Below are 13,253 nucleotides of genomic sequence, written 5' to 3' on the forward strand. Positions count from 1 at the left end.
CTCTGGTTCTCTGGTTCTCTGGTTCTCTGGTTCTCTGGTTCTCTGGTTCTCTGGTTCTCTGGTTCTCTGGTTCTCTGGTTCTCTGGTTCTCTGGTTCTCTGGTTCTCTGGTTCTCTGGTTCTCTGGTTTATGTTGCCCAGCAGCACAGGATTTTATCTACGACAACCCTGGCTGAGCTGCTGGGTTACCGGGATGTTTTTGCCGCGCGTCAGCGCATCGAATCAGGCGACTATCAGCCGGAAGATCTAGAACGTCTGGACGTTGTGTTTGCTGAAGCCCGTTTGCCTGCTTTGTTCCTGATAAACGTGCTGCTGAACTGAGTGGCGGTGAGCGTGTGCGGGCACTGCTGTGCGCGGCGTTTATGGCTGATGCTGACTATTTACTGCTTAATGAACCGACCAATCACCTCGACCGACAGGCGAGAACGTGGTTTTACGATCAGCTTTCCCGGCAACGCGGCGGAACGTTGGTGGCAACGCACGACCGTGAACTACTGGCGATGATGCCACACATTTTGGAACTGACCCCGGCGGGTTTGCGTAACTATGGCGGGAATTATGATGATTATCAGCGTCAGCGTCAGCGTCAGGCTGAACAACAGGCTGCTCAGGCAGCATTGGAGCATGCCACGGCTGAGCGTCGGCGCACCCGGATGCGTTTGCAAAAAGAGCATGATGCCAGCCAGCGGCGATCGGCACAGACCTTACGAACGGTTGATTCACTGAATATTGCGTCATTTGAACGGGTGCAATACAAAGCGGCGGCAAAAGCGCGTTTAGGCACGCTGCGTAAGCAGCACCGCGAGCAAAATGATGTGCTTAATGCCGCTGTATGCGAGGCGCAGGGAAGAGTAGAGGAAGATTGCCCGATATTATTCACGCTGCCAGGTAGCCATGTCGCACCAAACAAACAGGTGCTGATGATGGAAGACCTCGTATTGCCCCATGTCGCAAATTCTCCTTTCAACTGGAGGATGGATGGTCCTATACGGGTAGCACTGCGCGGGCCAAACGGCTGTGGCAAATCGACCCTGCTTAAGTTGATCGTAGGGGATGAAACGCCGGTCTGTGGTGACTGTCGAGTTTCGGTCACCACGGCTTATCTTGATCAGCACCTGTCGCGTTTGGATCTCTCTCTGTCGGTACTGGCGCATCTGAATGCCGAAGATACGCCGCTGGAAGAGGGCGTGCTGCGTACCCGACTGGCGCAATTGCAACTGGATGCGAATAAGGTTGCTCTTCCTCTGGCAGTATTAAGCGGCGGAGAACGTCTGAAGGCGGCATTGGCCTGCGTGCTTTGGCATCGCGAAGCCGCGTAATTGCTGTTGTTGGACGAGCCCACCAACCATCTTGATCTGACGTCAACGCAGGCGGTTGAGGCCGCGTTGTCCACGTTTCCGGGCGCCATTATTGTGGTATCGCATGATGAGGCGTTTCTTGCTGGATTGCGGCTTACGCATAGCCTCGAATGGCGGGGAACAGGGTGGCATTGTGAAAGGGGATAGCGAATGTGCAGGTTTGGGCATCGCGGGTGTTTGAACATAATAATTCAAATTTCTTGATGTTCTTCATCACCTGCTGGTGACTTTCTCCCGGCGAAAAAGGGCGTAAAGTAATCCTATCGAGTGCACCGGCACATCAATATGACTCACTAAGGATACTTCTATGAACACTTCCCGGATGCCCGCACTATTTCTCGGCCATGGTAGCCCGATGAACGTGTTGTAAGAGAATGAATACACCCGCGCATGGCGTCATTTAGGGGCAACGCTGCCGCGCCCGAAAGGCATTATCGCGGTGTCTGCCCACTGGTATACCCGTGGCACAGCGGTAACGGCGATGGAAAAACCGCGCACGATTCACGATTTCGGCGGTTTCCCGCAGGCGCTGTTTGATACCCAGTATCCGGCGCCGGGATCGCCTGAACTGGCGGAACGCATCCAACAGGCGCTGGCGCCGCTACCGGTAATTGCTGACCACGAGCAGTGGGGCTTTGATCACGGCTCCTGGGGCGTGTTGATCAAAATGTACCCAGATGCAGATATTCCCGTGGTGCAACTGAGCGTGGACGGCACCCAGCCAGCAGAATACCACTACCAGCTGGGTACCAAACTGGCGGCGCTGCGTGATGAGGGCTATATGATTGTCGCCAGTGGTAACGTGGTGCATAACCTACGGATGGTGAAGTGGGATGGCGATGCCACACCTTATGACTGGGCGGATTCCTTCAATCAGTTTGTTAAGGATAACCTGAACTATCAGGGAGACAGCCACCCGCTGGTAGACTTTATGCAACATAATAAGGGGCCGCGTTATCGAACCCGACGCCCGATCACTTTTTACCGCTGCTCTATGTGCTGGGCAGTTGGGACGGTTAAAGAACCCATCACGGTGCCCGTTGATGGTATTGTGATGGGCGCATTGAGCATGCTGTCAGTGCAAGTGGGCCGTTAAGCATGAATACCAAGCCCACGCCTGTCGCGGGCTTGGTTTATACCTGACGGCATCAGCCGTTTTTGAGTGAATCCAGAATATCTTGCGCCGTTTTTTTGTGGTTTTCTGACGCTTTGGCATTGTTAAGCAGGCGGTTTGCCCAGAGAGCTGCTTGCTTGTCATCCTTTTTCAACACTTTGCCATCGGCGAGCAGGCTTGCCAGCGCCATTTGCGCGATGGGCATGTTGTCCTCGGCTGCCTTGGTCAGGTACGCCTGCCCCTGTTGTGGATCATGGGGGATTCTTTTCGAGGTGAAGTAGGTTTTGCCTACGGCAAACTGCGAAGGCACATGCCCGCCATCTGCCGCACGTTTCAGCCATACAAACCCTTCTTTCCAAGCATCGGCTGAACCTCTGGTTGTCAGGTTGTACGCCAGGCGGTTTTGCGCTTCAAGATCGCCCTGTTCTACGCGTTTTACCAGATCGGTATCTTCATCGTAGATGGCTTTTACGTCGGGAGGTAGCGCGGTGGTGCTGGCGGCATGGGCGGTAAACAGGGCGCTGACGGTGCAAAGCAGCAGCACGGACAGAAGTCGCTTTTTCATAAAAGTCCTTTTTCGAAGATTTAGATATCGCTAGTGGATATCGGCGAGCAGAATACGTTCTTTAGCTTTTGAAAGTATTAATTCAATAACATCATGATATTAGCACGAGACCGCCAAGAAAAAACCACCGGAAACGGTGGTTTTTTCTGACAATGCGAATCAATCCAGAATGATATGCGGGTAAAAGCGTGATAGATCCTGAGTGATCAATTCGCGATCTTCGCGTAGACCAATACCGCACGGCTGATCGTTGACCAGCCAACTGCCGATCACCGTATGGCTGTCGCCAAAGGTTGGCAGCGGATGGTATTGCTGGATTATCTTGCCTTCTTCGCCGTAAGGGCCGTCAACGGAAGCGATCTGCTGACCCTCTTTCACGATCTGAATATTGGCACCTTCACGTGAGAACAGCGGTTTAATCACGTAGCTCTCGAGTGCAGGGTGCTCGTCGCCGGCAAAATAGGCGGGCAGCAGGTTGGGATGGTTGGGAAACATTTCCCACAGCATCGGCAGCAGCGCCTTGTTGGAGATAATGCTTTTCCAGGCGGGTTCAAGCCAGCGCCCGCCCGCATCTTCCAACTTGGTGGAAAACATTTCGCGCAGCATGAATTCCCACGGGTAGAGCTTGAACAGATTGCCGATCACCTGATTTTGCATATCGGTGAACTGGCCCTTTTCACCCAGCCCAATCTCTTCCATGTAGAGGAATTCAGTGGGCACGCCAGCTTCCAGCGCGCAATCCTGAAGGTATTGCACCGTGCCGCGATCTTCCTCCGTATCCTGACAGCAGGCCATGTGCAGTAAGCCGAAGCCATGATTGAGGCGCAGTTCTTCAAAGCGGGCGATCAACGCTTCCTGAATGCTGTTGTACTGATCGGCATTCTGCGGCAGCTTACCGGCGTTGATCTGGTCTTCCAGCCACAACCATTGAAAAAAAGCCGCTTCGTACAGCGATGTCGGTGTATCAGCGTTATTTTCCAGCAACTTTGCCGGGCCTTTGCCGTCATAGGCCAGATCGAGGCGTGAGTAGAACGAGGGCTGCTGGCTGCGCCAGGAGCTTCTGACAAATTCCCAAGTGTGCTTGGGAATGCAGAATTTAGTCATCAGTGCATCGCTGCCGACCACCTTTTCAACCATTTGCAGGCACATCTGGTGCAGCTCAGCGGTCGCAGCTTCCAGCTCTTCAATCTGCGCCAGCGTGAACTGGTAGTAGGCGTTTTCACACCAGTAGGGCTCGCCGTACATGGTGTGGAAGCGGAAACCAAATTCTGCGGCTTTTTCACGCCAATCCGGGCGTTCGGCAATATCAACGCGCTTCATGCTTATGTCCCTTAGCCACCCATACTGCGAGAAGAGGAGCTGGAACCGGTGCTGGCGCTGCTGCGCTGCATGCTGGTCTGCTTGGCGACGCTTTCGCCAAAGCCGCCACGGGTGATGGTGTTAGTGGTGGCGGGTTTAGGTGCCAACGCTGTTTTGGGTACGGTAACGGTACGGCCAGAGGTGGCGGCGCCGTAGCTTTTACCGCTGGCATCCACGAACTGGCCGTTGGCCGGGCTTGCCGGAGAGCGGGAAGAGAACAGCGGCTGCTGAGCAAAGCCAGCGCCCCCGCCCATCATGCGCCCCATCATATAACCGGCCATCAACGGCATCCAGGAGCTGCTGGTTTGCGTTGGCTGCGCGGCGGTGCCCGCTTGCGCTTGCGCTGGCACTGGCGTACATTGCGCTTCACCAAATTCAGCGACACAGTCTTCTTTGCTGGCGTATTTCGGTGCGGTTTTTTCTGCTTCTTTCAGCGCGTTGTTGTACGCAGTGGTGCACTGAGCACTCATGGACGGGTTCGCCGCCGAGCAGTCATCCGCATTTTGATACATCGACACGGTTTCGTCAGTCTGTTCGCAACCGGCCAGAATAAAGGCGGCGCTGATCGCGAGCGCGACCGGTGCCAGACGATAGGTGCGCCAGCCCTTTCGGAAAGCGTCCTTCTGTATGTTTTCTGTACGTTTCATATGGTTATCCCAGAGGGTAAGGCGTCAATGCCAAAGGTATGCCAAGTATGCATTAGCATAGGGGATGACTGGCTGAATTTAAAGCATTACGCCTGTCAGAACGTCTGCTCTTTACGTTGCTATACATTTTATTGCGCGCTCGGGCGGGCTGGAATAAATTCGAGCCAAACAAAAAGGAGATACGGTGAGTATCTCCTTTGGGTATTTAACGGCCTGATGGGTACGGCGTCATTAGCCGCGCGGTGTTCTTGGCTCCGGCGCGCTGTTGTCAGTAAAGACCGGCGAAGTGGAAACGTCCTGACCCAACGCAGCGTTCAGTGCCTGCAAGTCGTTTTCGTTTAATGTACCCAACGCTGATTTGATGTTCAGCTGATTGATCAGGTAGTCATAACGCGCATTGGAGAGTTGCTGCTTGGCATTATACAACGTGGTGGTGGCATCCAACACGTCAACGATGGTACGCGTACCCACTTGGTAGCCTGCTTCCATCGCATCCAGGGAGCTTTGCGCTGACACTTCAGCCTGTTTGTAGGCGTTGATGCTGCTGATCGAGGCAGAAATATTATTGAACGAAGAACGTACAGTCTGCACCACGGAGCGGTGTGCGCTTTCCAGCAATTCGCTGGCGCTGACGAAGCTGTGTTGTGCCTGCTTCACGCGCGAGCTGGTGGCACCACCGCTGTAAATAGGCACTGTCAACGATAGGCCGATTTTGTTTTGGCCAGCGTCGTTATCGCTCATGTTTCTGCCTGTAGAACCCGAATAGCTGGTGTTGCTTACGCCGGAGGCGGCGGTTAAATCCAGCGTTGGCATGTGGCCAGTTTCCGCCGAGCGGATCTGCTCACGTGCCAGATCCTGACTGAGACGGTTGGACAGCAAGCTCAGGTTATGGTTTTCTGCGTCTTTCAGTAAGGTCGCAATCGCCCCCGGTTTCTCTGTAGAGAAGCGGCTGATGTTCAGCCCCGCCAGTTGCGGATAGAAGTTACCGCTGACCTGACGCAGGTTTTCCAGCGCGTTATCCAACGTGTTGCGCGCGGACACTTCGCTGGCCAATATGCTGTCGTATTGGGCACGGGCGTTCTGTACGTCGGTGATGGCTACCAGCCCGACATTAAAGCGCTGGGTGGTTTGATCGAGCTGACGATAAATGGCTTGCTTCTGCGCGTTAACGTAGGAGAGCGCGTCAATGGCGCGCAGCACGTTGAAATAGGCGGTAGCGGTATTCAGAATCAGCGTTTGTTGTGCCGTCTGGTAGGTCACGTCTTGAATGCCTGCCTGCTTTTCTTGCAGCGTCAGGGCGCGCCATTTAGACATATCAAACAGCGTTTGGGTCAACTGTAAGGAGCCGCTGGTGGCGTTGCTGTTTATGCCGTCATTCGTTCCGCGGAAGTTGTTGGTGTAACCGTAGTCGGCCCCGAGCCCGAGTTGCGGCAACAGGGGGCTGCGCGCCTCGTTGATTTTCTCGAAAGCAGCATCACGCGTCGCAGCCGAGCTGCGCAAATCCGGGTTAGTGGTTTTAGCTTGTTGATAGACCTGTAACAGATTTTCCGCGTGGCTCACGGCGCTAAAGCCGCTCAGGCTCAGACCAATAAGAAAAAGATGATGTAGAAATTATTGCACGAGAGTCGCTGTACGATGGTTTTTTTTCGCTGGAGCGCTATCGTTTTCGTCATCGGCTGTTTAACGGTGAGATGAGCGGTGAAGTCAGCCAGGAAATTTTGGAGCTTGGTCATGCAGTTGTATTACTGCCTTATGACCCGGTACGGGATGAAGTGGTGCTGATTGAGCAGATCCGTATTGCCGCTTACGACACCAGCCCGACACCGTGGCTGTTTGAACTGGTGGCCGGGATGATTGAACCCGGTGAGAGCCTGGAAGCGGTGGCGCGGCGTGAAGCGCAAGAAGAAGTGGGCCTCAATGTTGGGCGCTGTAAGCCGATTATCAGCTATCTGGCGAGCCCGGGGGGCACCAGCGAGCGTCTGGCGGTGATGGTGGGCGAAGTGGATGCCCGCGTAGCAAGGGGAATCCACGGTCTTCCCGAAGAGAATGAAGATATCCGGGTGCATGTTGTCAGCCGCGAACAGAGCTATCTGGGTGGAAAGTGGGATTATTGATAACGCTGCGTCTGTCATTGCGCTGCAATGGTTGGCGTTGCACCATACACAATTAAGACAGGAGTGGACGGAGTAAGCTGATGAAACGCTACACCCCGGATTTTCCGGCCATGATGCGGCTGTGCGAAATTCATTTCGCACAATATTACGCCGTTTATTGCCGCGAAAGGATGAAGTCGGAGAAAGTGCGGTTTATCATGTAAATAACGCAAGCTATCGCTTAACGATAGTGGAATCCACGCGTTATACCTCATTGGTTGAAATCCAGCAGATAGCGCCTGCCGTCAGCTATTGGAGCCTGCTAACGTTGAGCGTGCGGCTCTACCATGACGCGCTGGTTGCGGAAGTGTGTGCCAGTCAGCAGATCTACCGTTTTAAAGCACGTTATGATTACCCGAATAAAAAATTGCATCAACGTGATGAAAAGCATCAAATTAATCAGTTTCTTGCTGATTGGCTAAGGTACTGCCTGACGTATGGTTTTGCATCGGCACCGTTAAATGCCGATTCCAGTCTGTTAGACAGATTTCAGTAACCAAGGATACTATTTTTTGGAAAGTCTGCTGAAAGTTCCTGTGGCGAGTGGGGCCAGAATCAGGATTTTACAAATAACCGATACCCACCTGTTTGCAGGCGAGCATGAGACGTTGCTCGGCGTGAACACATACCGTAGTTACCATGCCGTGCTGTCTGCTATTCAGGAGCAGGGGCAGGATGTTGACCTGATCGTGGCAACGGGAGATCTTGCTCAGGATCATTCTCAGGAAGCCTATCACCACTTTACGCGCGGCATTGCTCAGTTATCCGCGCCTTGCGTGTGGCTACCCGGGAATCATGATTTTCAACCCGCGATGGTGGATGTGCTGGTGCAGGCGGGCATTGCCCCTTCCAAGCACGTGCTGTTGGGCGATGCGTGGCAGATTATTTTATTAGACAGTCAGGTGTTTGGCGTGCCGCACGGCGAGTTGAGCGAGTATCAACTGGAGTGGCTGGAGCTCAGTCTGCTGCGTTTTCCGGAGCGCCATACGCTGCTATTGCTGCATCACCATCCGCTGGCTTCCGGTTGCACCTGGCTCGATCAGCATAGCCTGCGTAATGCGCACCATTTGGATGCGGTGCTGGCGCGTTATCCGCAGGTGAAAAACGTGCTGTGTGGGCATATTCATCAGGAGTTGGATCAACCCTGGAACGGACGCCGCTTGATGGCAACGCCCTCCACCTGTGTGCAATTCAAACCGCATTGCACCAACTTCACCATTGGCGATGTCGGGCCGGGCTGGCGCCATCTGGATCTGTTGTCGGACGGTACGCTGGAGACGCGCGTTTGCCGCCTGAGCGGCAGCGAGTTTTTGCCCGATATGGATTCGGACGGCTATTAATGCCTACGCTACTTTACCTTCACGGGTTCAACAGTACGCCGAAGTCGGCTAAAGCGACGGCGTTGGCCGCGTGGCTGGCGCAACACCATCCTCACATTGAGATGCTGGTGCCGCAACTGCCGCCCTATCCGGCGCAGGCGGCAGAGCTGTTGGAGTCGTTGGTGATGGAGCGCGCGGGGCGTCCGCTCGGTCTGGTGGGGTCATCGCTGGGCGGTTATTATGCGACCTGGCTGTCGCAATGTTTTACCTTGCCCGCCGTTGTCGTCAATCCGGCGGTGAAACCCTTCGAATTGTTGCTGGAACATCTCGGCGAATATCGGAACCCCTATACAGGCGAAGAATATGTGCTAGAGTCTCGGCATGTTTACGACCTGAAAGTGATGCAGATTGAATCACTCGACGCGCCGGATTTGCTGTGGTGTTTGCTCCAGACAGGGGATGAAGTGCTGGATTATCGGCAGGCCGTGGCGTATTACACGGATTGCCGCCAGACGGTGGAATCGGGCGGGAACCACAGTTTTGTTGGGTTTGATCACTATTTTGACCCTATTGTGCGTTTCCTGGGATTGAGCGACGATTAATCCGTCCAGTACCGCACCGGCCTCCCCCAAACGGACAACGACACGGTGTTGTCCGCTGGCAGTGCATCATCTCAGCACCATTTCCGTTTTACACATTTAAACAACGAATAACGCGAATATGAGTCAATCAAGTTATAACGCTGACGCCATTGAGGTGCTCAGCGGCTTAGAGCCGGTGCGCCGCCGTCCGGGGATGTACACCGATACCACACGCCCCAACCATTTGGGGCAGGAAGTGATTGATAACAGCGTCGATGAGGCGTTGGCGGGCCATGCGCGCCGTGTTGACGTTATCCTGCATGAAGATCAGTCCCTTGAAGTGATTGATGATGGCCGCGGTATGCCCGTGGATATCCACCCGGAAGAAGGGGTGCCCGCCGTTGAACTGATCCTGTGTCGCCTGCATGCCGGGGGTAAATTCTCCAATAAAAACTACCAGTTCTCCGGTGGTTTGCACGGTGTAGGGATCTCGGTGGTGAACGCGTTATCTTCACGCGTCGAAGTGACTGTGCGCCGCGACGGGCAAGTCTACGATATCGCTTTCGAGAACGGCGAGAAGGTGCAAGATTTAAAGGTCAGCGGCACCTGTGGGCGGCGCAACACTGGTACCCGCGCGCATTTCTGGCCGGATGCCAGCTTTTTTGACAGCCCGCGCTTTTCTGTTTCGCGCCTGACGCACCTGCTGAAAGCCAAAGCGGTGCTGTGTCCCGGCGTGGAGATCACGTTCAAAGACAAAGTTAACAACACCGAACAGCGTTGGTGCTATCAGGATGGTCTGAACGACTATCTGTGCGAAGCGGTCAACGGCCTGCCGACGCTGCCGGAAAAACCGTTTATCAGTTCCATTGCTGGCGACACCGAAGCGGTGGACTGGGCGCTGCTGTGGCTGCCGGAAGGCGGAGAACTGCTGATGGAAAGTTACGTCAACCTGATCCCGACGGTTCAAGGCGGGACGCACGTTAACGGCTTGCGTCAGGGCTTGCTGGACGCCATGCGCGAGTTTTGCGAATTTCGCAATATTCTACCGCGCGGCGTGAAGCTCAGCGCAGAGGATATCTGGGAACGCTGTGCCTATGTGCTGTCGGTGAAGATGCAAGACCCGCAGTTTGCCGGGCAGACTAAAGAGCGCCTTTCTTCGCGTCAGTGCGCTGCCTTTGTTTCCGGCGTGGTGAAAGATGCGTTTAGCCTGTGGCTGAACCAGAACGTGCAAGCGGCTGAAATGCTGGCCGAATTGGCGATCTCCAGCGCCCAGCGTCGCATGCGCGCGGCCAAAAAAGTGGTGCGTAAGAAATTGACCAGCGGCCCGGCGTTACCGGGAAAATTGGCGGACTGCACCTCACAGGATTTGAATAAAACCGAACTGTTCCTGGTGGAAGGGGATTCTGCGGGTGGTTCCGCGAAGCAGGCGCGTGAGCGAGAGTTTCAAGCGATCATGCCGCTCAAGGGCAAGATCCTCAATACCTGGGAAGTCTCTTCCGATGAAGTGCTGGCCTCGCAGGAGGTGCATGACATCTCTGTCGCGATCGGCATGGATCCTGACAGCGACGATCTCAGTCAGTTGCGCTACGGCAAGATCTGTATTCTGGCGGATGCGGATTCGGACGGCTTGCACATTGCCACGCTGCTGTGTGCGCTGTTTGTGCGCCATTTCCACCCGTTGGTCGCGGGCGGCCATGTGTATGTAGCAATGCCGCCGCTGTATCGTATCGACCTCGGTAAAGAGGTGTACTACGCGCTGGATGAAGAAGAGAAAGCCGGGGTGCTGGAGCAGCTGAAGCGTAAAAAAGGCAAGCCTAACGTTCAGCGCTTCAAAGGGTTGGGTGAGATGAACCCGCTACAGCTGCGCGAAACTACGCTTGATCCCAATACGCGCCGTCTGGTGCAGCTCACCATCAGCGAAGACGATGTGAGCGAAACGCTGGCGGTGATGGATATGCTGCTGGCGAAGAAACGCTCTGAAGATCGCCGCAACTGGCTGCAAGAGAAGGGCGATCGGGCGGACATTGAGGTGTGATGCCGTTATCGAGCAATGGCATATAAACAGAACCGCTCCAACGCATGACCAGCCGGTATTTTGGGATAATTGAAATCATCGCCGGTATTGGTCATGCCTATTTTGATCATTACGCGCTGTGAAGCAAGATTTTGCAGCGGAGTAAAAGCATAGACCGCAGGTGCATCGAGTTTCTCAAAGGTATAGCGAATTGCGTATTTTGCCCCTTCAGTGGCATAACCGTTTCCCCAATGCCGCGCTTGCAAACGCCAGCCTGCCTCGATAAGCGGCGCATGAGGAATTCCACTCTCTGCTTGCAGCTCATGCAAACCAATAAACCCGATAAATTCGCCGCTTGATTTCAATTCCACCGCCTAGAAGCCCCAGCCTTTTTCGGCAATATGGGCTCTGAGGCGGTCTGCCTGTGCATTACTTTGCTCTCGCGGGAAATAGCGCATCCAATGAAAGTCACGCTGGAAGAGTTGCAGGCGTTTGTCGTGGTCATCGACAGCGGATCGATTACGGCAGCGGCAGAGCAGTTGGGGCAGACGGCCTCCGGCATCAGCCGTGCACTGCGTCGGCTGGAAACCAAGCTGGATACCACGCTGTTGCACCGCACTACGCGTCGCTTGGTGTTATCACAGGAAGGCGAGCTGTTTCTGGCGCAGGCGCGTGAGGTGATCGCTTCTGTCGAACAGGCGGAAGAGTTAATGGCCGTTGGGCGTGAGCAGCCGTGCGGTACGTTGCGCGTCAATGTGGCGTTCCCTTTTATGCAGCATGCCATTGTGCCATTGATCCCTGAATTTCGCCGCCGTTACCCGCACATTCAGCTGCAATTGAACACTGATGACGTCTTTATTGATTTGCTGGAGCAGCATACTGATATTGCAATCCGCATTGGCACCCTGCGGGATTCCAGCATTCATGCGCGCCTGCTGGGTAGTACGCGCACGCGGATTTTGGCCAGCCCCGATTATTTGCGGTGTCACGGTGTACCGCAGACCGTGGAGGCGCTGGATAATCACGTATTATTCGGTTTTACCCATGTGGATGCGCTCAATGTCTGGCCGGTACGTAAAGCTAACGGTGAGCTGTATCGCATCAAGCCGGCGCTGGTGGCATCGAGCGGCGAAACGCTGCGCCAACTGGCGCTGCAAGGGGAAGGGATCGTCCGCTTATCTGATTTTATGACACAGGACGATCAGAAAAGCGGTCGATTGGTGCCAGTACTCGAGCAACAGACGATCGAAACGCGCATGCCGGTGAATGCGGTTTACTACCGCAACACCAAGTTGACTGCGCGTATCAGCTGTTTTCTCGATTTTCTCAGCGAGAAGATGGCGCAACAGTTGCTGTAGGCTGCGCTCAGGCGAATACGTTGGTCAAATGTTCGCGGTATTCAGCCAGATAGCGATCCACATCCAGCAGCTTGATCACATCGTTGCAGATAAAGGTCGGCAGCGGAGACAGGCCGATAAACTGGTTCGCCTTGTGGAATGGCAGGTAAACGCCGTCGACGCCTACACCGTGAAAGAACTGGTCGGGATCGGTAAAGGCTTCCAACGGCGCGTTCCAGGTGAGGGAAAGCATATAATTTCGCCCTTGCAGCAGGCCGCCGGAGCCGTATTTTTTGCTGGCGTCTGAGCGGGTGCGGCCATCGCTGGCATACAGAGACTCGTGGCCGTGAGTAAAGACCTCATCGACATATTTCTTCAGGATCCAAGGCACATCCATCCACCATCCCGGCATTTGATAAATGATGGTGTCCGCCCATAAAAAGCGCTGAACTTCTTCATCAAGATCGTAGCCCTGATCCACGTTGGTCACCTGCACGTTATGGCCCTGTTCGCTGAGCAAGGTGGCGGCAAAATCCGCGAGTGTATTGTTCAATTGGCCTTTGGAGTGACCAAAGGATTTGCTGGCATTGATCAGCAGAATGTTTTGCATGGTGACGATGATCCTGATTGTTAATGAAAGTAAGGCAGTGTAGTGCGCAGGCTAAGGATGAAAAACGGGGTTGATGGCATAACACTCTTGACTGTCAGTCAATAAATCAGGTGTTTTATACCCGGCATGTCAGCCCGCTGATAAGCAAAAAAGGCAGGAAAACCAACGTATCGGTTTTCCTGCCCTGGAGAGGCGAT

Annotated in this window: 10 protein-coding genes and 4 pseudogenes; 8 read left to right on the forward strand and 6 right to left on the reverse strand. The window is 54.4% G+C overall.

Annotation, left to right across the window (positions count from 1 at the left end; all coding sequences use genetic code 11):
- Positions 1–113 precede the first annotated feature (113 nt).
- Together ACMZI0_RS15810 and ygiD are read left to right on the forward strand one after the other, a co-directional pair.
- Positions 114–1,504: pseudogene (locus ACMZI0_RS15810) on the forward strand (ATP-binding cassette domain-containing protein); the annotation flags it as partial.
- Between the two features lie 235 nt (positions 1,505–1,739).
- A pseudogene (gene ygiD / locus ACMZI0_RS15815) lies at positions 1,740–2,453 on the forward strand (4,5-DOPA dioxygenase extradiol); the annotation flags it as partial.
- A 52-nt stretch (positions 2,454–2,505) separates the two neighbouring features.
- Here ygiD and ACMZI0_RS15820 read toward each other — a convergent pair.
- The 4 genes from ACMZI0_RS15820 to tolC all read right to left on the reverse strand — a co-directional run bounded on the left by ACMZI0_RS15820 (position 2,506) and on the right by tolC (position 6,602).
- Positions 2,506–3,036 carry a tetratricopeptide repeat protein gene (locus ACMZI0_RS15820; RefSeq protein ID WP_415673678.1) on the reverse strand — a complete coding sequence of 177 codons (531 nt, stop codon included), beginning with the start codon at positions 3,034–3,036 and terminating at the stop codon, positions 2,506–2,508.
- Between the two features lie 159 nt (positions 3,037–3,195).
- On the reverse strand, positions 3,196–4,356 hold the full coding sequence (locus ACMZI0_RS15825) for a glutathionylspermidine synthase family protein (protein WP_415673679.1): 1,161 nt from the start codon (positions 4,354–4,356) through the stop codon (positions 3,196–3,198).
- 11 nt (positions 4,357–4,367) lie between these two features.
- The gene (locus tag ACMZI0_RS15830; protein WP_415673680.1) at positions 4,368–5,042 is read right to left on the reverse strand and encodes a DUF1190 family protein; all 675 of its coding nucleotides are present in this window, start codon (positions 5,040–5,042) and stop codon (positions 4,368–4,370) included.
- Positions 5,043–5,273: 231 nt separating this feature from the next.
- Positions 5,274–6,602, reverse strand: a complete 1,329-nt coding sequence (gene tolC / locus ACMZI0_RS15835) for an outer membrane channel protein TolC (RefSeq protein ID WP_415673681.1) — start codon at positions 6,600–6,602, stop codon at positions 5,274–5,276.
- A 50-nt stretch (positions 6,603–6,652) separates the two neighbouring features.
- Here tolC and nudF point away from each other — a divergent pair.
- From nudF to parE, 5 genes and pseudogenes are all read left to right on the forward strand, one after another.
- Positions 6,653–7,232 (forward strand): annotated as a pseudogene (nudF, locus tag ACMZI0_RS15840) (ADP-ribose diphosphatase).
- Between the two features lie 4 nt (positions 7,233–7,236).
- Positions 7,237–7,691: pseudogene (locus ACMZI0_RS15845) on the forward strand (DUF1249 family protein).
- 16 nt (positions 7,692–7,707) lie between these two features.
- Entirely contained in the window at positions 7,708–8,535 is an 828-nt protein-coding gene (gene cpdA, locus ACMZI0_RS15850; RefSeq protein WP_415673682.1) for a 3',5'-cyclic-AMP phosphodiesterase, read from the forward strand.
- Positions 8,535–9,116, forward strand: a complete 582-nt coding sequence (gene yqiA / locus ACMZI0_RS15855; protein ID WP_415673683.1) for an esterase YqiA — start codon at positions 8,535–8,537, stop codon at positions 9,114–9,116. The genes cpdA and yqiA overlap by 1 nt, the downstream gene beginning before the upstream one ends.
- Positions 9,117–9,234: 118 nt before the next feature.
- Positions 9,235–11,130 carry a DNA topoisomerase IV subunit B gene (gene parE, locus ACMZI0_RS15860; protein ID WP_415673684.1) on the forward strand — a complete coding sequence of 632 codons (1,896 nt, stop codon included), beginning with the start codon at positions 9,235–9,237 and terminating at the stop codon, positions 11,128–11,130.
- Positions 11,131–11,135: 5 nt separating this feature from the next.
- On the opposite strand, the gene ACMZI0_RS15865 is transcribed toward parE, so the two are convergent.
- The gene (locus ACMZI0_RS15865; RefSeq protein WP_415673685.1) at positions 11,136–11,474 is read right to left on the reverse strand and encodes a GNAT family N-acetyltransferase; all 339 of its coding nucleotides are present in this window, start codon (positions 11,472–11,474) and stop codon (positions 11,136–11,138) included.
- Positions 11,475–11,570: 96 nt separating this feature from the next.
- On the opposite strand from ACMZI0_RS15865, the gene ACMZI0_RS15870 reads away from it, so the two are divergent.
- Positions 11,571–12,467 (forward strand): LysR substrate-binding domain-containing protein, encoded by an 897-nt coding sequence (locus tag ACMZI0_RS15870; RefSeq protein ID WP_415673686.1) that lies wholly within the window; start codon positions 11,571–11,573, stop codon positions 12,465–12,467.
- A gap of 7 nt (positions 12,468–12,474) precedes the next feature.
- Here the strand turns inward: ACMZI0_RS15870 and ACMZI0_RS15875 are convergent, their stop codons facing one another.
- Positions 12,475–13,056: an NAD(P)H-dependent oxidoreductase gene (locus ACMZI0_RS15875; RefSeq protein ID WP_415673687.1), complete on the reverse strand. Its 582-nt coding sequence runs from the start codon at positions 13,054–13,056 to the stop codon at positions 12,475–12,477.
- Positions 13,057–13,253 lie beyond the last annotated feature (197 nt).

Origin of the sequence: Symbiopectobacterium sp. (genome assembly GCF_047692315.1) — a bacterium.
In the GTDB taxonomy this organism is placed as follows: Bacteria; Pseudomonadota; Gammaproteobacteria; order Enterobacterales; family Enterobacteriaceae; genus Symbiopectobacterium.

What these genes read in the sequence shown, in the direction of transcription:
- yqiA (WP_415673683.1), top strand. Translation starts at nt 8,535, where the DNA reads ATGCCTACGCTACTTTACCTTCACGGGTTCAACAGTACGCCGAAGTCG.
- ACMZI0_RS15875 (WP_415673687.1), bottom strand. Translation starts at nt 13,056, where the DNA reads ATGCAAAACATTCTGCTGATCAATGCCAGCAAATCCTTTGGTCACTCC.
- ACMZI0_RS15870 (WP_415673686.1), top strand. Translation starts at nt 11,571, where the DNA reads ATGAAAGTCACGCTGGAAGAGTTGCAGGCGTTTGTCGTGGTCATCGAC.
- ACMZI0_RS15830 (WP_415673680.1), bottom strand. Translation starts at nt 5,042, where the DNA reads ATGAAACGTACAGAAAACATACAGAAGGACGCTTTCCGAAAGGGCTGG.
- ACMZI0_RS15820 (WP_415673678.1), bottom strand. Translation starts at nt 3,036, where the DNA reads ATGAAAAAGCGACTTCTGTCCGTGCTGCTGCTTTGCACCGTCAGCGCC.
- ACMZI0_RS15825 (WP_415673679.1), bottom strand. Translation starts at nt 4,356, where the DNA reads ATGAAGCGCGTTGATATTGCCGAACGCCCGGATTGGCGTGAAAAAGCC.
- parE (WP_415673684.1), top strand. Translation starts at nt 9,235, where the DNA reads ATGAGTCAATCAAGTTATAACGCTGACGCCATTGAGGTGCTCAGCGGC.